The 17,796-nt window shown below is 68.1% G+C and carries 19 protein-coding genes; 8 read left to right on the forward strand and 11 right to left on the reverse strand.

Annotated features, from left to right (window positions below):
* The first annotated feature begins 145 nt into the window (after nt 1–145).
* Nucleotides 146–988 (forward strand): TIGR03089 family protein, encoded by an 843-nt coding sequence (locus tag HNR11_RS00745; protein WP_179440688.1) that lies wholly within the window; start codon nt 146–148, stop codon nt 986–988.
* Nucleotides 989–1,027: 39 nt separating this feature from the next.
* On the opposite strand, the gene HNR11_RS00750 is transcribed toward HNR11_RS00745, so the two are convergent.
* From HNR11_RS00750 to HNR11_RS00770, 5 genes are read right to left on the reverse strand one after another with little or no spacing between them, the layout of a single operon-like run.
* Entirely contained in the window at nt 1,028–1,540 is a 513-nt protein-coding gene (locus HNR11_RS00750; RefSeq protein ID WP_179440689.1) for a GtrA family protein, read from the reverse strand.
* A complete protein-coding gene (gene manA, locus HNR11_RS00755) occupies nt 1,537–2,961 on the reverse strand; it encodes a mannose-6-phosphate isomerase, class I (RefSeq protein ID WP_179440690.1) in 1,425 nt (474 codons plus the stop codon). The genes HNR11_RS00750 and manA overlap by 4 nt, the downstream gene beginning before the upstream one ends.
* 19 nt (nt 2,962–2,980) lie before the next feature.
* Complete coding sequence (locus HNR11_RS00760) at nt 2,981–4,618, reverse strand: LCP family protein (protein ID WP_179440691.1); 1,638 nt, start codon at nt 4,616–4,618, stop codon at nt 2,981–2,983.
* Entirely contained in the window at nt 4,615–5,226 is a 612-nt protein-coding gene (gene purE, locus HNR11_RS00765) for a 5-(carboxyamino)imidazole ribonucleotide mutase (protein ID WP_179440692.1), read from the reverse strand. The genes HNR11_RS00760 and purE overlap by 4 nt, the downstream gene beginning before the upstream one ends.
* On the reverse strand, nt 5,223–6,419 hold the full coding sequence (locus tag HNR11_RS00770; protein WP_179442785.1) for a 5-(carboxyamino)imidazole ribonucleotide synthase: 1,197 nt from the start codon (nt 6,417–6,419) through the stop codon (nt 5,223–5,225). Before HNR11_RS00770 ends, purE begins: the two co-directional genes overlap by 4 nt.
* Before the next feature lie 276 nt (nt 6,420–6,695).
* On the opposite strand from HNR11_RS00770, the gene HNR11_RS00775 reads away from it, so the two are divergent.
* Nucleotides 6,696–7,913 (forward strand): S8 family serine peptidase, encoded by a 1,218-nt coding sequence (locus tag HNR11_RS00775; protein ID WP_179440693.1) that lies wholly within the window; start codon nt 6,696–6,698, stop codon nt 7,911–7,913.
* 2 nt (nt 7,914–7,915) lie between these two features.
* Nucleotides 7,916–8,182 carry a hypothetical protein gene (locus tag HNR11_RS00780; RefSeq protein ID WP_179440694.1) on the forward strand — a complete coding sequence of 89 codons (267 nt, stop codon included), beginning with the start codon at nt 7,916–7,918 and terminating at the stop codon, nt 8,180–8,182.
* 55 nt (nt 8,183–8,237) lie between these two features.
* Here HNR11_RS00780 and HNR11_RS00785 read toward each other — a convergent pair whose 3' ends face one another.
* Together HNR11_RS00785 and glpX are read right to left on the reverse strand one after the other, a co-directional pair.
* A complete protein-coding gene (locus tag HNR11_RS00785) occupies nt 8,238–8,537 on the reverse strand; it encodes a putative quinol monooxygenase (RefSeq protein WP_179440695.1) in 300 nt (99 codons plus the stop codon).
* Nucleotides 8,538–8,596: 59 nt separating this feature from the next.
* Nucleotides 8,597–9,661, reverse strand: coding sequence for a class II fructose-bisphosphatase (glpX, locus tag HNR11_RS00790; protein WP_058887317.1), 1,065 nt, complete (start codon nt 9,659–9,661; stop codon nt 8,597–8,599).
* Between the two features lie 134 nt (nt 9,662–9,795).
* Between glpX and HNR11_RS00795 the strand changes: the two genes are divergently transcribed.
* The 4 genes from HNR11_RS00795 to HNR11_RS00810 all read left to right on the forward strand — a co-directional run bounded on the left by HNR11_RS00795 (nt 9,796) and on the right by HNR11_RS00810 (nt 12,207).
* Nucleotides 9,796–10,419, forward strand: coding sequence for a DUF4245 family protein (locus tag HNR11_RS00795; protein WP_179440696.1), 624 nt, complete (start codon nt 9,796–9,798; stop codon nt 10,417–10,419).
* Complete coding sequence (locus tag HNR11_RS00800) at nt 10,416–11,045, forward strand: carbonic anhydrase (RefSeq protein WP_179440697.1); 630 nt, start codon at nt 10,416–10,418, stop codon at nt 11,043–11,045. Before HNR11_RS00795 ends, HNR11_RS00800 begins: the two co-directional genes overlap by 4 nt.
* A gap of 87 nt (nt 11,046–11,132) precedes the next feature.
* Nucleotides 11,133–11,666: a prepilin peptidase gene (locus tag HNR11_RS00805; RefSeq protein ID WP_179440698.1), complete on the forward strand. Its 534-nt coding sequence runs from the start codon at nt 11,133–11,135 to the stop codon at nt 11,664–11,666.
* A 4-nt stretch (nt 11,667–11,670) separates the two neighbouring features.
* Complete coding sequence (locus HNR11_RS00810; RefSeq protein WP_179440699.1) at nt 11,671–12,207, forward strand: NUDIX domain-containing protein; 537 nt, start codon at nt 11,671–11,673, stop codon at nt 12,205–12,207.
* Between the two features lie 80 nt (nt 12,208–12,287).
* Here HNR11_RS00810 and HNR11_RS00815 read toward each other — a convergent pair whose 3' ends face one another.
* Together HNR11_RS00815 and HNR11_RS00820 are read right to left on the reverse strand one after the other, a co-directional pair.
* Complete coding sequence (locus HNR11_RS00815; protein WP_179440700.1) at nt 12,288–13,709, reverse strand: class II fumarate hydratase; 1,422 nt, start codon at nt 13,707–13,709, stop codon at nt 12,288–12,290.
* Nucleotides 13,710–13,757: 48 nt separating this feature from the next.
* A complete protein-coding gene (locus HNR11_RS00820; RefSeq protein WP_246310281.1) occupies nt 13,758–14,390 on the reverse strand; it encodes a MarR family winged helix-turn-helix transcriptional regulator in 633 nt (210 codons plus the stop codon).
* Nucleotides 14,391–14,535: 145 nt separating this feature from the next.
* Between HNR11_RS00820 and HNR11_RS00825 the strand changes: the two genes are divergently transcribed.
* Nucleotides 14,536–15,246, forward strand: a complete 711-nt coding sequence (locus HNR11_RS00825) for a rhomboid family intramembrane serine protease (RefSeq protein WP_179440701.1) — start codon at nt 14,536–14,538, stop codon at nt 15,244–15,246.
* Nucleotides 15,247–15,316: 70 nt separating this feature from the next.
* Here HNR11_RS00825 and phoH2 read toward each other — a convergent pair whose 3' ends face one another.
* Nucleotides 15,317–16,615, reverse strand: coding sequence for an RNA 5'-3' helicase PhoH2 (gene phoH2, locus HNR11_RS00830; protein ID WP_425488270.1), 1,299 nt, complete (start codon nt 16,613–16,615; stop codon nt 15,317–15,319).
* Nucleotides 16,616–16,992: 377 nt separating this feature from the next.
* Nucleotides 16,993–17,775 (reverse strand): isoprenyl transferase, encoded by a 783-nt coding sequence (locus HNR11_RS00835; RefSeq protein WP_179440703.1) that lies wholly within the window; start codon nt 17,773–17,775, stop codon nt 16,993–16,995.
* Nucleotides 17,776–17,796: the final 21 nt, after the last annotated feature.

Genomic DNA, 17,796 nt, shown 5'->3' on the forward strand with positions numbered 1-17,796 from the left:
TGCACCTAATTACACTGGCGTAAGTAATGATCCGTCAAGTGAGCGACTTAAGTCGCCACTACCAGACCGTCAACCCCTTGATCACGCCCGACACGCCGTCGAGAATTCGCTGTGCGCGAGGCGTGGCGAACTCAGGAGAGATCTTATGACCCCGCTCACACTCAGTGGTTCCACCGCCGGCCCGCCGCAGACCTTCCCCGCCCTGCTGGACCTGCTCGAGGCCCGTCCGCAGCCGGCGCTGATCTGGTACGGAGCCGGTCAGGGCGAGGAGCGCGTGGAGCTCTCCGGGCGGGTGCTGCAGAACTGGACGGTGAAGTTGATCGGGCTCTTCGACCAGGAGTCTGAGATCGAGGCTGACGACGCCGTGCTGATCCACGCCGCCGCGCATTGGAAGGCCGCAGCCGTTCTGCTCGCCGCGGGGGCCCTGGGCTGGAGGATCTCCGTGATCGATCCCGGAGCCCCGCAGAGCGACCAGGCGGTGCTTGCCGCCGCCATCGCAGCACAGCAGCCAGGACTGGTGGTCACCGAGCGTCCCGGCGACTGGACGGGATCCGGGACCTGGGGACAGCTACTGGGGGACGCGGAGCTCGCTGCGCTCTCCCCCGGACTGCTGGATGCCTCCTTCGAGGAGGCCACCGGCCAGCGGCTCCCGGCTTGGGCGCTGGACATCTCCGCCGAGGTGCGCCAGCATCCGGACCAGCTGCCGGCACCGCTGCCGCCGCGTGGGCTGTCCGAGGTCCTGGTGCCGGAGGGGGCACGCTCAGAGCCCGGCGCCGCGGCTGGGCGCAGCGGCGGGCTCGTCGTCGTCGGAGCCTCGCCGCAGGCGCCCCTGCAGGACTGGGGACTCACCCACTGGGGTGCGGCAGACCTGCTGCCGAAGATGCTGGCGACCTGGGCGCAGAGCCGACCGGTGGTGCTGTTCCAGGGCGATCCGGCCGCGCAGCCGCAGGCGTGGGAGCAGATGCTGCGCAATGAGGCGGTCCGCTGACCCTGTGCGCCCGGCGCGGGAGTCCGGCGTCAGCTCGGATCAGCGGGAGGTGACCTCGGCGGCGTCGGCGGCCGGGTCCTGGTCCGCGGGAAGATCCGGGAGTGAGCCGCGATCGGTGGTGAAGACCCAGTACTTATAGGCGAAGAACCGGAAGATGGTGGCCAGCACCAGTCCGATCACGTTGCCGGCGATGAAGACCTCGGTCACTGAGTCCAGGCCCAGCAGGTATTTGGACACGCCGACGCAGCCGGTCTGGATGCCCAGTCCGATGGCGTTCATCAGCAGGAACAGCATCAGCTCGCGGGTCTTGCCGGTGGAGCGCTTGTGCCGGAAGGTCCAGTAGCGGTTCGCCATCCAGGAGAACAGCGTGGCGACGACGCCGGCGACCACCTTGGCCTTGAGCTGCGAGTCGTCCATGGGTCCGCTGATCAGCCAGAGGAAGATCGCGGAGTCGATGATGAAGGCGACACCGCCCACGGCGCCGAACTTGGCGACCTCGCGCCAGAGCGTGAGGAAGAGGTTCTCGATACGCCGCCACAGCTTGGTGATCATGGGCGTGGGTGCTCCTGGTCTGGGCTGACGGAGGTGGTGTGGGCCACGAAGGCCTGGGCGTGAGCGAGAGCGCTCAGCCGGTGGCCGGTGGGGTCCGGCAGGAAGGCTGATTCGCCCGGTCTCAGGGTCAGCATACGAGAGGTTCCTGCGGAGTCGGTGACTGCAGACTCCTGGACCGGACGCTCAGGCTCCGCCGGGGCGCCCAGTGTGAGCTCTCCGGCCGTGCACAGCACGATGGCGCAGCCCGCGCCTTCGAGCACCGTCTCCCCCGGGAACTCCAGGCTCTCGAGCTGAAACTCTGGGAAGGGCGCCTGGTACTGGGCTCGACTCGGAGCCGATCCGGACCGTCGCACCGGGCAGTGCGGAACAGGCAGGACCTCCCAGTCCGTGACCCGCAGCAGCTCCTCCACGTCGAGGTGCTTGCTGGTCAGTCCGCCACGCAGCACGTTGTCGGAGTTCCCCATCAGCTCCACGCCCACTCCGTGCAGATAGGCGTGCAGGTTCCCCGCCGGGAGGTAGATGGATTCCCCGGGCTGCAGCCGGACCTGGTTCAGCAGCAGCGTGACGAAGATGCCGGGATCCGCGGGGAATGCCGCACTGACCTGGAGCAGCATTTCTCGGGTGCCGGGGTCCAGGGAGTCATCCAGCTCCGTAGCCGGGTGCTCTGCGGAGCCGGAGGAGAACTGCAGCAGCTCATGCAGCTCCTGCGCGGCGGCCTCGACCTCGGCGCGTCCGCTCCCGAGCAGGTGTTCCAGCGCCGCCCGGTAGTCCTGCGCCGCGACGAACCCCTGGAGCCGGTCCAGCACCGCGGGCAGCCGGGTCTGCTGTGCCGAACCTCCGGCCAGGGCCAGCGCGGCGCGCAATGAGGTCAGCACCTTCGACGCCTGCGGGTAGGGCCGGAAGCCGCAGAGCGCCGAGAATTCGGTCAGCGCCACGATCAGCTCCGGCTTGGCGTTGGGATCCTTATAGCTGCGATGCGGAGCATCGGCGGCGATCCCGGCGGCCTCCTCGGCCGCGAAGCCGCGGCGGGCACGGTCCGCGGTGGGGTGTGACTGGATCGAGAGCGGACGGTCGGCGGCGAGGACCTTGAGCAGAAAGGAGAACCCGTCGGGGAGCTGCTCGGCCTCGCGTAGATAGTCCGGCAGGGAGATGACCTCACCGCAGGCTCGCGGCGCCTCACGGGGGCGGGTCGCATCGGGAGCCTGGGTGGCGCCTGCTGCTCGGTCCGCTTCTGCGGCCTGGGCGGCGGGCAGGGTCCGGGAGGACTCTGCACCCAGCTCCAGACAGGAGGGATCTGAGGGATGGGCACCCATCCAGATCTCCGCCCGCGGAGTCGCCGAGGCGGCCCAGCCGAAGAGCTCGCTGAACGCGGTGGTGGAGCCCCACGCGTAGTCGCGAACAGGGTTGATCATCTTGAACATCGGGAGAACCCTACCAGCACTAATTCACGGGGTCGCAGCGGTAGTTCGAGGAGGCAGCCTGTTCCAGCACACCGGTCTGACCGGTCATCTGGGCCTCGATCAGGTACTCCCGGGTCAGTTCGGAGCCGTCCGGCTGGGTGGGCGGCGGCGTGGGGTCGATCGAGGGTTCGTCCTCCTCCACGGCGCCGGCGGCCTGCCCGCTGGCCGGAGGTGTCGCGAGCATCACACCGAGAGCACCGGACTGGGCGGGCAGGAACCCGGCGGAGCCGAAGAGCCCGCCGGCGTCGTCGGCCTGCTCGTTGGCGATCAGCTCATCCACCCGGCGTTGGATCTGCTCAAAGTCCGGGTAGGTGGAGAACAGGTCTCCGGAGGCGCCGAAGTCCGGGGCTCCGAGCACCAGGCGCTGCGGAGTCTGGCCCTGCGCGTCCACCGCGAGGTCGAGGAAGGAGCCCAGCTGAGACTGCGGCAGGTTGGTCTCCACCACGTTCCCGCCGGCCTGCATGATCTCACTGAAACGGGTCAGCAGGGTCTGCGGGTTGAACTGGGACATCATCGCCTGCTGAATGCACTGTTGGCGCTGGATCCGGTTGTAGTCGGAGCTGTAGGTCCGGGAGCGGGCATAGGCCAGCGCCTCCTGGCCGGAGAAGGTGTAGACCCCCGGGCCCCACCAGTTGTCCCCCCAGCTGCCATCGGGAAGCGGGCCGCGGTAGGGCACCCATCCGCCGGAGTCCACGGTCACCCCGCCCATGGCGTCGATCAGGTTCTCGAAGCCGCCCATATCGACCATCACATAGCCGGAGACCTCGAGGTTCAGACTGCCGGAGACCGCGTCCATCATGGCCTCGGCGCCGGGGTCCTCAGCATCGGGGTAGAGGTCCTGATGGTTGTTCATCACATCGGTGTAGAGGAAGTTGATGATGCACTCGTCCCCGCAGTCGTAGCCGGTCGGGTAGACGGCGTTCAGCGGTGAGTCCTCATTGAACTGGGCGTTCTGGAAGTTGCGCGGGATCGAGAAGATGATGGTCTCCGCGGAGTCCTCATTGACGCTGACCACGTGGATCGAGTCTGGGCGCAGTCCCTCGCGTCCCTCCCCGGCGTCGGCGCCCATGAGCAGGAAGTTATAGCGTCCGTCCACGGCGTCGATGGCGGGCCCAGAGGCGAAGATCCCGTCCAGCGCGGCGCGGCCCTCGTTGACCAGCTTGGCGCCGTAGCCCAGGGACCCGGAGGTCACCGCCATCAGCACCACCAGGACGACGGCGACGATCGGTTTCAGCCCCGGCGCCAGAGAGGTGAAGTGGATCAGCCGGAAGGTGTCCAGCCAGAGGATGAACCAGCCGATGGCCAGGGCGCCCAGCACCACTGCGCTGAGCCAGAGCATGAACGGCTGGGTCAGCAGCGAGAGCACCACGGAGCGCATGGTGAGGAACATCAGTCCCAGCAGCAGTGCGGTGAACCAGCAGGCCACCGTCACTGCCAGGGCCGCACGGCCCAGCTTCTTGGAGCCTGCCGCGATCTGGGCGGAACCGGGGATGAACAGGGTCATCCCGAGCAGCATCAGGGCACGCCGGGTGCGGTCGGTCTCGGTGCCGCGCTGGGGGCTGCGGATCACCTCCGGCTGGCTGTCGAACCGGTGATAGCTGATGGCGGAGTCGGTCATCGTGTGCGGTATGTCCCTAACTCGGCGGCTTCTTCGCGCAGCGCAGCGCCCTTGGCCTGGGCCTCGAGTGCCAGCGACTGTTGGAAGTCGAGCAGCTGCTCGCGCAGTCGGGAGGCCTGCGCGGAGTCCCCGGCGGCAAGGGTGCGCACCGCGAGCAGTCCGGCGTTGCGGGCGCCGCCGACCGAGACGGTGGCCACGGGGACTCCAGCGGGCATCTGGACGATGCTCAGCAGGGAATCCATGCCGTCGAGGTGCTTCAGCGGCACCGGGACGCCGATCACCGGCAGCGGGGTGACCGAGGCCAGCATGCCCGGCAGGTGGGCGGCTCCCCCGGCTCCGGCGATGATCACGCGGATCCCGCGCTGGTGCGCGGTCTTGCCGTAGCTGATCATTTCCTCGGCCATGCGGTGGGCGGAGACGACGTCGGCCTCAAAGGTGATCCCGAACTCGTCGAGGGCCTGAGCGGCGGCCTTCATGACCGGCCAGTCGGAGTTCGATCCCATGACCAGGCCGACCTGGGTGGACTGGGTCTCTGCGGGCTGAGTTTCTGCGGGCTGGGGCTCTGCGGGCGCTTCCGGCGCGGAAGGGTTCTCGGCGGGCTGGCTCATTGGGCAGGTCCTTCCACGATGATCTCGGCCACATCTGCTGCGGCTCGGCGCACGCGCTGGAGCCGGGCTCGCCGGGCCTCCCAGGTCTCCTGCGTGGAATGGGTCTGGGTGAGGATGTTCACATGTCCGATCTTGCGACCTGGCCGGGCGGCCTTGCCGTAGAGGTGGATCTTCGAGCCCTGGGAGCGACGCATCGCGGCGGGGAAGGACTCATGCAGTGACCGCTCTGCACCCGAGGCGCTGCCGAGCAGGTTCTTCATCACGGTGTAGCCCCCGGCGCCGCCCTTGACCTCGGTCGCCCCGAGCGGAAGCCCCAGGACCGCGCGCAGGTGCTGCTCGAACTGGCTGGTGATGGAGCCGTCCATGGTCCAGTGCCCGGAGTTATGCGGGCGCATGGCGAGTTCGTTGATGTAGATCCCGGCGACGGTGCCGGTCTCGGGGTCGGCCTCGTCCTCGCTGATCTCGAAGAGCTCCACGGCGAGCATCCCGGTGACCTGCAGCTGCTCTGCGATGGTGCGAGCAATGCGTTCGGCGACCTCGACGTGGTCCTGGCTGGTCAGCGGGGCGGGGGCGATGACTTCGTCACAGACCCCGTCGGTCTGCGTGGATTCCACCACCGGATAGGTGACGGTCTCTCCGGTCGCGGAGCGGGCCACCTGCGCGGAGAGCTCGCGGGTGTAGCGGACCTTCTCCTCGGCGAGCAGGCCCGCGCCGGATTCCTCCGCGCGCGAGAACCAGTCCTGGGCGGTCGACGCCGCATCGGCGGAATCGATCATGCGCACGCCTTTTCCGTCATAGCCGCCGCGCGGGGTCTTCAGCACGACGGGCCAGCCGGTCTCCTCACCGAAGGCGCGCAGCTCCGCGACGCTGCGGACCTCCGCCCAGCGCGGGTTCGGCAGGCCCAGCTGCTCCACGGCGCGTCGCATCGCGAGCTTGTCCTGCGCGTAGAGCAGCGCGTCCGGCCCGGGGTGCATGCTGACGCCGTCGCGGGTGAGCGCGGCGAGGACCTCGGCGGGGACATGTTCATGATCGAAGGTGATCACGTCGACCTCGGCGGCGAAGGCGGAGACCTGTGCTGGGTCGGTGTAGTCGCCCAGGGTGGTGTGCGGGATGACCTGGGCGGCTGAGGAGTCCGCGGAGCCGGCGAGCAGGTGCAGCTCCACGCCCAGCTCGACAGCGGCGGGAGCCATCATGCGAGCCAGCTGGCCGTCGCCGATGACCCCGATCCTCGGCGTGCCGGCCGGGCCGCGGGGGCCGTTGGGCGGGGCTGGGTTGCTGTCCTGTCGCGTCACAGTCCCCAATTATGCGTCATCAGTTCTGTCCCCTCGCACAGGGAAACACCCCCGGTCGGAGTGATCTGCGCCGGACGGTCGGCCGCTGGGAACAATCTCCAGGTCACTCGGCTGGTGTGCAGGTTGCGACCCTAGCCTGGTGCACACTTGTCGGCGCGGCGCAGAGATGGGACAGCCATGGAACGTTTCGTAGTGACCTTTGACACGACAGATCCCGAGATGTTGGAACGCGGAGCTCCCGGGCTGCTCAGCGCCCAGGGATTCTCCACCGACATCTATTTCCCGCGGCTCGGCGTGGGTGTGGTGGACGGTGAGCCCGGGGAGCTGGAGGCCTTCAGCGGGCGGTGCCGGGAGCGTCAGGCGCCGATGAGCTACAGCCGGGAGCTGACCTACTACGCGATCGGCGCGACACCTGCGGATCGCAGCCGGGTCGATGCCGGCGCGGTCAATACCAGCGCGGTTGAAGCCGGCGCGGTCGATGCCAGCGCCGCCACGAACGGCGCCATCTTCGCTGAGTACTCCGACACTGCCGCGCTGACCTGGGGGTTGCAGGCCGTCGAGATCGGTCGTGCCCAGGAGATCGGACTCACGGGTGCCGGGGTCCGCGTCGCGGTGCTCGACACCGGCTTCGACGTCGGGCATCCGGACTTCGCCGGGCGCAGCGTGACCGCGGAGTCCTTCATACCCGGGGAGGGCCCCGAAGATGTGCATGGGCATGGCACACATTGCCTGGGCTCTGCCTGTGGCCCCTGGGCGCCCCCGTCCGGTCGAGGCTTCGGAGTGGCCCCCGGGGTCGAGATCTTCTCGGGCAAGGTGCTCGGCGCGGACGGCTCCGGCTCGGACGCCTCGATCCTGGCCGGGATCGACTGGGCGCTGGCGAACGGGTGCCAGATCATCTCGATGTCGCTGGGCGCCGATGTGCGCGAGGTGCATCCGCCCTATGTGACCGCGGGCCGGCGGGCGCTGGAGCAGGGGTCGCTGCTGGTCGCAGCCGCAGGCAATAATGCCGGGCGTGCTGCCGGAGATCCCGGATTCGTCGGAGCGCCGGCGAACAGCCCCTACGTCATGGCGGTGGCCGCACTTGACCAGGGGCTGCGCGTGGCGGACTTCTCGGCCCGCTCTCTGCCGCACGACGGTGGCGCGGTCGACATCGCCGCCCCCGGTGTCGACATCTATTCCTCCTGGCCGCGACCCGAGCTGCACCGGAGCATCAGTGGCACTTCGATGGCCGCCCCGCATGTCTCCGGCGTCGCCGCGCTGCTCTCGGCTTCCACCGGGCTGCGCGGCCAGGCCCTCTGGGATGAGCTGACCCGGACCGCGCGCCCCCTCGAAGGCGCCGAGGTGGAGGATGTCGGGGCGGGTCTGGCCGTGGTCACACCTGAGGACGGGCGGTGAGCATGGCGGAGCAGCAGTGGGTCATCACCGTCGATGAGGAGCACCTGGACGGGATCGACGCTGTCGTCACGGAGCTCGAAGCCGCCGGACTCGTGGTGGACCGGGTGCTGCGCAGTCTGGGCCAGATCACCGGGCACACGCAGACCTCACCTGGGGTCCAGACCCAGACAACAGGGGCCGCGCCGAGCTTCTCGGCTGTGTCAGGCGTGGCCTCTGCCGATGGTGCCCAGCGGCACCACATCGCCCCGCCCGACGCCGAGGTCCAGTAACCGCCCTGACGAGGTGGGACGGAACCGGACCGTGGCCGGACCGGGACTGGGGCATCTATTTGAGCGGGGACCCGACCACATCGAACTGGTAGCCGCCCATCTCACCCGTGAGCAGAGGCATCGCCTCCGCGATGAGAGCCCGGACCGCAGGGAGCCGGAGTGACTCCCGATGCGCCTCGGCTGAGGTCCACAGTTCGGCGACGAACACCGTCTCGGGGTGCTCCTCACTGACGCCTACCTCGTAGAGGAGACACCCGGCTCGTTCCAGCTCCGCATTATGGCGGGTCAGGATCGCGACGACTTCCTCCTTCGCACCGGGCGCTACTCCCAAGGTCCCCACGTTCGCGAAGGTCATGGGATCACAGTAGAGGCGCCGCGCGGACCTGTCAGCCCCTCCGGGCGCGAACCCGTGCGTCACTGCCGGGTGTAGGACTCCCATTTGCGCGCCTGGTGCTCGGCGTCGATGATCCGGACGGTTCCGGACTTCGAACGCATCACGATGGACTGGGTGGTGACCTTGTCGCCCTGGTACCGGACGCCGCGCAGCAGGTCGCCGTCGGTGATGCCGGTGGCGGCGAAGTAGCAGTTGTCGCCTGTGACCAGCTCGTTGGTGGTCAGGACCCGGCTTACGTCGTGGCCGGCGTCGAGCGCCTTCTGCGCCTCATCGTCATCGGTCGGGGCGAGTCGGCCCTGGATGACGCCTCCGACGGCCTTGATGGCGCAGGCGGTGATGATCCCTTCGGGAGTGCCGCCGACTCCCATGAGCACGTCCACCCCGGAACCCTCGCGGGCTGCGGCGATGCCTCCGGCCACGTCGCCGTCCATGATGAAGCGGGTGCGGGCTCCGGCTTCGCGGATCTCCTCGACCAGCTTGGAGTGGCGCGGACGGTCCAGCACGCAGACATTGAGCTGACTGATCCGCTTGTTCTTGGCCTTGGCGATCAGGTGCAGGTTCTGCTTCACCGGCAGACGCAGGTCCACCATGTCGGCAGCCTCGGGACCGGTGACCAGCTTGTCCATGTAGAAGACCGCGGAGGGATCGAACATGGTGCCACGCTCGGCGACGGCGAGGACCGCCAGCGCGTTGTTATATCCCAGTGCAGTCAGTCGAGTCCCATCGATCGGGTCCACGGCGACGTCGGCCTCGGGCCCGGTGCCGTTGCCGACCCGCTCGCCGTTGTAGAGCATCGGGGCCTCGTCCTTCTCACCCTCGCCGATCACCACGATCCCGTTGAGGTTCACCGTGTCCAGCAGGGAGCGCATGGCGTCCACCGCGGCACCGTCGGCGGTGAGCTTGTCCCCCATGCCCACCCAGGCGCCTCCGGCGATGGCCGCTGCCTCGGTGACCCGCACCAGTTCCATGGCGAGGTGCCGGTCCGGCTCGGAGTCTCCGACCGCCAGCCGCGCCGAGAGGTGGGAGAAGTCCTGGGAGGACCCGTCGTCGGAGCGTTTGCCGCTGTGCTGCGAAGAATCGTTCATGGGCTTGGGCCACCTTGTCGTCTCGGCTTCTGGCCGGCCTCGTCGCCGGCCCTGCGGACATCATAGTCGGCGGCGTTGACGCGGCCCGTGGTCACGCGCCCTGGCATGTCCGCCGGCGGTGACACAATAGAGGGGTGACCGAGCCAGAGAACACCCCCACTCCGCAGCTGACGCAGTCCCAGGCGAAGCGGCTGCGCCAACCCCTGATCGGCGTCGTGGTCACCGTGGCCATCACGATGTTGGCGGTGTTCGCGGTGATGGGGCTCCGCCCGGAGCGTGATGTGACCTTCACCCCGGACGTGGACGTCGAAGAGGCCGCCGGATGGACCAGCGACGTGGCCCAGTTCCACGCCATCGTTCCCGAGGTGCCCGAGGGTTGGACCGCGAACTATGCCCGGTGGGAGAACCGGGCCGAGCTCGGGGTCACCGCCTGGGAGGTGGGGTACTCCGTGCAGGAGCACAGCTTCCTGAGCTTCGCTCAGACCGACGAGCCCAATCCCGCCTGGGTCAACGACGCGACCCGGCAGATCGGTCCCACCGGGGAGGAGACCGTGGCAGGGCTGAACTTCGAGGTTCGCGAGAACGACGAGCGGAGATACTACGTCCTTGAGGCCGAGGAGAACACGATCGACGGCACGGCCATCGTGCTGGGTGGCGAAGCCACTGCGGAGGAGTTCGAGATCTTCCTCGAATCGGTCGCCGAATCGATCGATGCTGAGGTAGAAACAGGGGAAGACAACGGAGGTTCCACAGAATGACCGCATCGACCGCACCTGCCCAGCCGCTGCCCGCCGAGGTCTGGGAGCTGCTGAAGGCCGGCAATGACCGCTTCGTCTCCGGAGAGTCCAAGCACCCCAACCAGAACGCCGCCCGCCGCTCCTCGCTGACCGAGTCCCAGCACCCGGTGGCGACGATCTTCGGCTGCTCGGACTCGCGGCTGGCCGCAGAGATCATCTTCGATGTCGGCCTGGGCGATGTCTTCGTGGTCCGCACCGCCGGGCAGGTCACCGACGACGCCGTGCTGGGCTCCCTGGAGTTCAGCGTCGCCGAGCTGAAGGTCCCGCTGATCGTGGTCCTCGGACACGACTCCTGCGGGGCAGTCTCCGCCGCGCTGGCGTCCACGGAGTCCGGAGTCACTCCCAACGGTTTCGTGCGCAGCCTGGTGGAACGCATCACACCCTCGGTGCTGGCCGCTCAGCGCGCCGGGATCACCAGCGTCAACGAGACCGTCGAAGAGCATGTGAAACAGACCGCGCATAGGGTGGTGGATCACTCCCGGGTGCTCCACGACGCGGTGGCCGAGGGGCGAACCGCCGTCATCGGTGTCACCTACCGGCTCTCCGAGGGGCGCGCCGACGTGGTCACCAGCATCGGCGAGATCTGACCAGCTGAGTCGGCGGCATCTGCGCCGCTTCTCCCCATTGCGGTCCTGCCCATTTTCGGGACCGACCCTGGGGTCTAGGGTGAAGGTGTGATCGCGTTCATCACTGAGCTGCTGAGCTCCGGGTCTCTGGGGCACGCCTCTGCAGGCCTGTTGCTGCTCATCGGTGGGATCGTCTTCGCGGTCTGCGCCATCGCGCTGAGCTTCATCGATCTGCGCGAACATCGACTTCCGAACCGGGTCATCTACCCGTGGACCGTGCTGACCGCGGCGCTCCTGGTGCTCGCTGCCCTGCTCCTCGGTGAGCCGCTGGCAGCCGTGCGCGCCTTCGCCGCCGCCCTGGTCTGGGGCGGATTCTTCCTCACGGTGCGCCTGCTCGCTCCCCCAGCTCTGGGCATGGGGGACGTGAAGCTCGCCGTGGTGCTCGGGCTCTACACCGGGTTCCTGGGGTGGAGCACCGTGCTGGCCGCCGTCGTCCTGTCCTTCCTGCTCGGCGGACTGCTCGCGGCGGCACTGCTGGTCTCCGGCCGCGGCACCGCCAAGACCGCGGTGCCTTTCGGGCCGTTCCTGCTGCTGGGCACCTCGGTGTCGTTGATCTTCAGCGGCGGTGTCTCGCTAGGCTGAGCACATGCCCACCCCTGATTTCATCAAAGAGCTGCGTCAAGACATCGGCACCAAGGAGCTCTGGGTGCCTGCGACTCGGGGCGTGGTGCTCCGCCGGCCCCCGGCACAGAACCACGCGGCCGACGGCGCCGCCGCGACGATCGGTGAGGGCTCCCCCGCCGAGATCGAGGTGCTGCTGGTGCGCCGGGCGGACAACGGGGCGTGGACCGTGACCTCGGGGATCCTCGACCCCGGCGAGGATCCAGCGGTCGGGGCCGTCCGAGAGATCGAGGAGGAGACCGGCGTCCTCGCACGCCCGGTGCGGGTCGCGGGGGTCTTCGCCACCGGACTGGTGCGCTACCCCAACGGGGATGCCTGCCGGTATCTGGACACGGTCCTGGAGATGGAGCCGGTCTCAGGACAGGCCCGGGTCAACGATGAGGAGTCGGTGGAGGTCGGCTGGTTCCCGGTCTCCGCGCTGCCGGAGCCGATCAGCGAAGACCAGCGGATGGTCATCGACTGGGCCCTGGACACCGAAGCCCCGGCCCGCTTCCGCAGCTGATCCACAAAAAACCTGGGTGGTTGAGTTCTCCGGTCACTGCGTAGCAACCGGAGAACTCAACCAGCCAGGAAGGGTGGGGGTCAGCCGGGGTGGGTCATGCTCATCAGGTCCAGGGACTCATCCAGCTGCGCCTCGGTGAGGTCGCCGCGCTCGAGGTAGCCCAGCTCGATCACGGCGTCGCGCACCGTGAGCTTGTTCTTCACCGCGTGCTTGGCGATCTCCGCGGCGGCCTCGTAGCCGATGTGCTTGTTCAGCGGGGTGACCACCGAGGGTGACGCGGCGGCGAGGAACGCGGCGCGCTCCTCGTTGGCGGTCAGGCCCTTGATCATCTTGTCCGCCATCACGTAGCTGGTGTTCTTCAGCAGCCGGATGGACTCCAGCAGGTTCGCGGCCATCACCGGGATCCCGACGTTGAGCTCGAAGGCGCCGTTGGTGGAGGACAGCGCGACAGTGGTGTCGTTGCCGATCACCTGGGCGCAGACCTGGATCGCGGATTCGCAGATCACCGGGTTGACCTTGCCGGGCATGATCGAGGAGCCAGGCTGCAGGTCCGGGATCGCGATCTCACCGAGTCCGGTGTTCGGGCCCGACCCCATCCAGCGCAGGTCGTTGTTGATCTTCATCAGCGAGTACGCGATGTTGCGCAGCTGTCCGGAGGCCTCCACCAGCCCGTCCCGGTTGGCCTGCGCCTCGAAGTGGTCCCGCGCCTCGGTCAGCGGCAGCCCGGTATCCTCGGCCAGGCTGGCGATGGCCTTCTCGGCGAAGCCCTCCGGGGTGTTGATCCCGGTGCCCACCGCAGTCCCGCCCAGGGGAACCTCGGCTACGCGCGGCAGCGCCGAGTCGATGCGTTCGACGCCGTAGCGCACCTGTGCGGCATAGCCGCCGAACTCCTGGCCCAGGGTCACCGGGGTGGCGTCCATCAGGTGCGTGCGGCCGGACTTCACCACGGAGGCGAACTCGGAAGACTTCGCCTCCAGCGCCTCGGCGAGGTAGGCCAGCGCCGGCTGCAGGTCGTTGACCAGCGCGGAGGTGGCGGCGACGTGCACCGAAGTGGGGAAGACGTCGTTGGAGGACTGGGAGGCGTTGACGTGATCGTTGGGGTGGACTTCCTTGTCCGAGCCCTTCTCCGCCAGGTAGCGGTTGGCCAGGGTGGCCAGCACCTCGTTGGTGTTCATGTTCGAGGAGGTCCCGGATCCGGTCTGGAACACATCGATCGGGAAGTGCTCATCGAGGTCTCCGGTCTCGACCTGCTCAGCGGCGTGCACGATCGCCTCGGCGAGCTCGGCGTCGAGCACCCCGAGTTCCTGGTTCGCCCGGGCGGCGGCCTTCTTCACGCGCGCGAGGGCTTCGATGTGGGCACGCTCCAGGGTGCGTCCCGAGATCGGGAAGTTCTCCACGGCGCGCTGGGTCTGGGCACGGTAGAGCGCCTGGGCCGGCACCTTCACCTCGCCCATGGTGTCGCGCTCGATACGGTATTCGGTCTCAGCAGTGTTCTCGGTCATAGCCTCAGTCTAATAACCGATCTTGCGGCGCCTGACCAGTGACGCGCCTCAGCCGACGCTGGCGATCAACCCGTGGAGGAACTTGGCCACAGCGGCACGCTCTGCCTCATCGAGGCTCTCCACGCTCTGGAGCATCCGGGTGTGCATCGCGGAGAGCGTCTGGCGCACCTCATGGTCCCCGGAGATGGTGGGCTCGATCGCCACGGATCGGCGGTCACCGGGGATCGGCACCCGGCGGACGTGCCCGTCGCGGATCAGCCGGTCCACCATCACGCTGACCGAGGCGGCGCTGATCTCCAGCTCACGGGCGAGATCGCGCTGTCGCAGCAGCTCCCCGGCGCTCTGGGCACGCAGGATGTAGCGCAGCGCGAGCAGGTCGCTCTCCCCCATGCTCATCGAATCCCGGGTTCGGGAACGCATCCTGCGCTCGGCCTCCCGGTAGCTGCGCAGCAGGTTCAGCACCTCCACCGAGCTCGGCGCGTGAGAGGAGTCCTGATACCAGTAGCCTCCCGGCCGCGCGGGCGGTGCAGCGTGGTCCTCGGGCGCAGCGGGCTCCGGGAGCGTCAGGGGCTGCGCAGCGGGCGCGGGGTCCAGGTCCGCCGCGTCGGGGGAAGGGGGCACCGCCTCGGGAGCCAGCACACTGACCATGTCTTTCTGGGGTCCGGGTTCGACCTTCGACATCTCCACCTCTGGATGGCCTGCCGACCACCACATCTCGATAGTTGCGCAGACTAAGTGTTAGCTGCTCGAGGCAATGGTAGGGCACCGATGGTCACCCCGCCACCGGTGTCACACCTTAGAGCTCGCGTCTGCGTAGCATGGAGTGATGCGCAGAGAATTCCAGCGACGCGGATCAGGCGAGCCCAGCGGCGTCGAATCCGGTGATTCGTGGGGCTCCCTCGGCACTGACCTGAAGTCCACCGCGGGGCGCACGTTCCTGCCCGTCGTCGTGCCGCTGGTGGGCATGTGGGCGGTGTACCTGGTGATGGTCTTCACCGGGAACTGGCTCAACCGGGCACTCGGGCTGCAGGCTCGGGAGGCGGAGGGCCTGATCGGGATCCTGTTCATGCCGCTGCTGCACGGCAGCTTCGGGCACATCCTGAGCAACTCGATGTCCTGGTTGGTCCTGGGGGGCATGCTCTCGCTGCTGACTCGGCGCTTCGCGATGATCACGGCCATGATCTGGCTGCTCTCGGGGGTGCTGCTCTGGATCGGGGGCACCCCGTGGATCTGCAACGCCCCGGCCGGCTTCGACTGCGGAGGACTGCACATCGGTGCCTCCGCCGTGGTCTATGGCTTTGCGACGTTCCTGGTCGCCTACGGCTTCATCACCCGCCAGATCCTGGCGGTCATCTTCTCCCTGGCGGTGCTTTTCCTCTACGGATTGAGCATGCTGATCGGAATGACACCGATCAGCCCTGGTGGCGTGTCCTGGTCCGGTCACCTGGCGGGGGCCGTGGCCGGGCTCATCGTCGCATTCATCTTCACCAGGTCCATCCGCGCCGAGAAGGCCGCGAAGAAGCTCGCCCGCGGCTGATCGCCCCGCCCACCGAGGGCGGACGGGGCGATCCCTCGCGATGTGAGGCGATGCGTCGGGGATTCGAGGGCTATGCGTCCTCGAGCAGCTCCGTGACCAGGGCGGCGATCCGCGAGCGCTCGGACCGGGTGAGGGTCACGTGGCCGAAGAGCGGGTTGCCCTTGAGGATCTCCACCACGGCGGCGATGCCGTCATGCCGGCCCACCCGGAGGTTGTCACGCTGCGCGACGTCGTGGGTGAGCACGATCTTGGAGTTCTGTCCCATCCGCGACATCACGGTCAGCAGCACGTTCTTCTCCAGGGACTGCGCCTCATCCACGATCACCCAGGCATCGTGCAGCGACCGGCCCCTGATGTGGGTCAGCGGCAGCACCTCGAGCAGCCCGCGGTGCATCACTTCATCCAGGGCGTTCTCGGAGACCAGCGCGCCGAGCGTGTCGTAGACCGCCTGGCCCCAGGGGTTCATCTTCTCCGCCTCGGAGCCGGGCAGGTAGCCCAGCTCCTGGCCGCCCACCGCGTAGAGCGGACGGAAGACGATGATCTTCTTGTGCTCACCACGCTCCAGCACGGCTTCGAGCCCGGCGCAGAGGGCCAGCGCGGACTTCCCCGTTCCGGCTCGACCTCCCATCGAGACGATGCCCAGTTCCGGGTCCATCAGCATGTCGATGGCCAGGCGCTGCTCGGCGGAGCGGCCGTGCAGCCCGAAGACCTCGCGATCTCCGCGGACCACCTGGACGTATTTGTGTGAGGCGCCGTTCTGCTTCACCCGGCCCAGCGCGGAGCCGCGATCGGAGGAGATCACCAGTCCGGTGTTCACCGGCAGCTCCTCGGCGTCCTCGAGGTCGATCTTCTCGCCCTCGTAGAGCTGATTGATCTGCTCAGAGCTGGCGCTGACCTCGGCCAGGCCGGTCCAGCCGGAGTCGGTGACCCATTCGTTGCGGTACTCATCGGCCGCAAGTCCCATGGCGGAGGCCTTCACCCGCATAGGCAGGTCCTTCGAGACCACGGTGACTTCCCGGCCCTCGTCGGCGAAGCTCTTGGCCACCGCGAGGATCCGCGCGTCATTGTCGGCATCTCGGAAGCCATGTGGGAGCACCTCCAGCGAGATGTGGTTGAGCTCCACGAGCAGCTTCCCGCCCAGGTCGTTGAGCGGGATCGGCCGGTTCAGCGCCCCATGCTTCACCCGGAGCTCATCGAGAAGCCGAAGCGCCGAGCGGGCGAAGTAGCCCAGCTCGGCGTCGTGACGCTTCTTCTCCAGCTCGGAGATCACGACGACGGGGAGGATCACCTCATGCTCGGCGAACCTCAGGAAGGCCTTCGGGTCGGAGAGCAGCACGGAGGTGTCGAGCACGTAGGACTTCTGCGCGATCGCGCCGGCGACGGTCGAGTCGAGCGCGTCACCCCTGACGGAGTCAGGGGCTGCAGGGGTCAGATGCGAGGAGGCCACGGTTTCTCCATATCCGGAAACACAGAAGGTTCCGTCCACGGGGCCGTGTGGCAGGCGCCTGGCGGCTCGTGGCGGAACCTTGTGCTGTCCCCGTTGTGATTCTCAGGGGTGGTCGGTTCAGCCCTGCGGGGCCGGTCCGACCCCTTCTCCGTGATGCCTGTGGCATACGTGATCGGGCCTCTCCGGTCAGTGTTCTGACATTTCTCAGAGTACTCCGGTGCAGAACTACATGGGAGTAGTTCTCGGTGATCTACGTGTGACGAGTCGGTAAACTCTTCGGCCCCGGACGCCTGTGAGGCTCAGTTCCCGAAGCGCCGTTGCCGCTGTGCGTAGTCGCGCAGTGCGCGGATGAAGTCCACCCGGCGGAAGTCGGGCCAGAGCGCCTCGCAGAAATAGAACTCCGAATACGCGGACTGCCACATCAGAAAGCCGGAGAGACGCTGCTCCCCAGAGGTGCGGATGATCAGATCGGGGTCCGGCTGGCCGCGGGTGTAGAGCCAGTCTGCGATCGAGCCCGGGGTGAGCTCCTCGGCGACTTCACTGATGCTGCGACCCTGCGCCTCGGCGTCGCGCAGCAGCTCCTTGACCGCGTCGACGATCTCCTGGCGCCCGCCGTAGCCCACCGCCACGTTCACGTGGACCGCGGGCTCCTGGTCGGTCTGTGCCAGTTCAGCGTCCATGCAGCGCAGACGTTCCGCCAGCGGCGCCGGCAGCAGCTCGGGCTGACCCACGGGATGGACCCGGACGGGGCGTCCTCCGGGGCGGGACTCGCAGAGCCGCTCCAAGGTGTCTGCGATGATCTCCATGAGCTGGTCCAGCTCCTCGGCGGAGCGGCTCATATTGTCTGTGGAGAGCATGTAGAGGGTCACGGTGGGCACGCCGAGCTCGGCGCACCAGTCGATGAACTCCACGATCTTGTTCGCACCAGCCAGGTGCCCGTCGGCGGTGGGAGTGCCGGCCAGCTTGGCCCAGCGCCTGTTCCCGTCCACCACGACACCGATGTGCTGCGGGATCCGATCCTGCGGCAGCGCACGGCTGATCTGCCGTTCATAGACGGCATAGGCGAGGGAACGCAGCCCCATGGGACCTCCTGCGGTATTGAC

The sequence above is a fragment of the Nesterenkonia sandarakina genome (assembly GCF_013410215.1).
Lineage (GTDB): Bacteria > Actinomycetota > Actinomycetes > Actinomycetales > Micrococcaceae > Nesterenkonia > Nesterenkonia sandarakina.

Bases quoted from the DNA above. Each gene is read 5' to 3' on its own strand.
- HNR11_RS00745 (WP_179440688.1), top strand. From the start codon at position 146: ATGACCCCGCTCACACTCAGTGGTTCCACCGCCGGCCCGCCGCAGACC.
- HNR11_RS00750 (WP_179440689.1), bottom strand. From the start codon at position 1,540: ATGATCACCAAGCTGTGGCGGCGTATCGAGAACCTCTTCCTCACGCTC.
- manA (WP_179440690.1), bottom strand. From the start codon at position 2,961: ATGTTCAAGATGATCAACCCTGTTCGCGACTACGCGTGGGGCTCCACC.
- HNR11_RS00760 (WP_179440691.1), bottom strand. From the start codon at position 4,618: ATGACCGACTCCGCCATCAGCTATCACCGGTTCGACAGCCAGCCGGAG.
- purE (WP_179440692.1), bottom strand. From the start codon at position 5,226: ATGAGCCAGCCCGCCGAGAACCCTTCCGCGCCGGAAGCGCCCGCAGAG.
- HNR11_RS00770 (WP_179442785.1), bottom strand. From the start codon at position 6,419: ATGATGGCTCCCGCCGCTGTCGAGCTGGGCGTGGAGCTGCACCTGCTC.
- HNR11_RS00775 (WP_179440693.1), top strand. From the start codon at position 6,696: ATGGAACGTTTCGTAGTGACCTTTGACACGACAGATCCCGAGATGTTG.
- HNR11_RS00780 (WP_179440694.1), top strand. From the start codon at position 7,916: ATGGCGGAGCAGCAGTGGGTCATCACCGTCGATGAGGAGCACCTGGAC.
- HNR11_RS00785 (WP_179440695.1), bottom strand. From the start codon at position 8,537: ATGACCTTCGCGAACGTGGGGACCTTGGGAGTAGCGCCCGGTGCGAAG.
- glpX (WP_058887317.1), bottom strand. From the start codon at position 9,661: ATGAACGATTCTTCGCAGCACAGCGGCAAACGCTCCGACGACGGGTCC.
- HNR11_RS00800 (WP_179440697.1), top strand. From the start codon at position 10,416: ATGACCGCATCGACCGCACCTGCCCAGCCGCTGCCCGCCGAGGTCTGG.
- HNR11_RS00810 (WP_179440699.1), top strand. From the start codon at position 11,671: ATGCCCACCCCTGATTTCATCAAAGAGCTGCGTCAAGACATCGGCACC.
- HNR11_RS00815 (WP_179440700.1), bottom strand. From the start codon at position 13,709: ATGACCGAGAACACTGCTGAGACCGAATACCGTATCGAGCGCGACACC.
- HNR11_RS00820 (WP_246310281.1), bottom strand. From the start codon at position 14,390: ATGTCGAAGGTCGAACCCGGACCCCAGAAAGACATGGTCAGTGTGCTG.
- HNR11_RS00825 (WP_179440701.1), top strand. From the start codon at position 14,536: ATGCGCAGAGAATTCCAGCGACGCGGATCAGGCGAGCCCAGCGGCGTC.
- HNR11_RS00835 (WP_179440703.1), bottom strand. From the start codon at position 17,775: ATGGGGCTGCGTTCCCTCGCCTATGCCGTCTATGAACGGCAGATCAGC.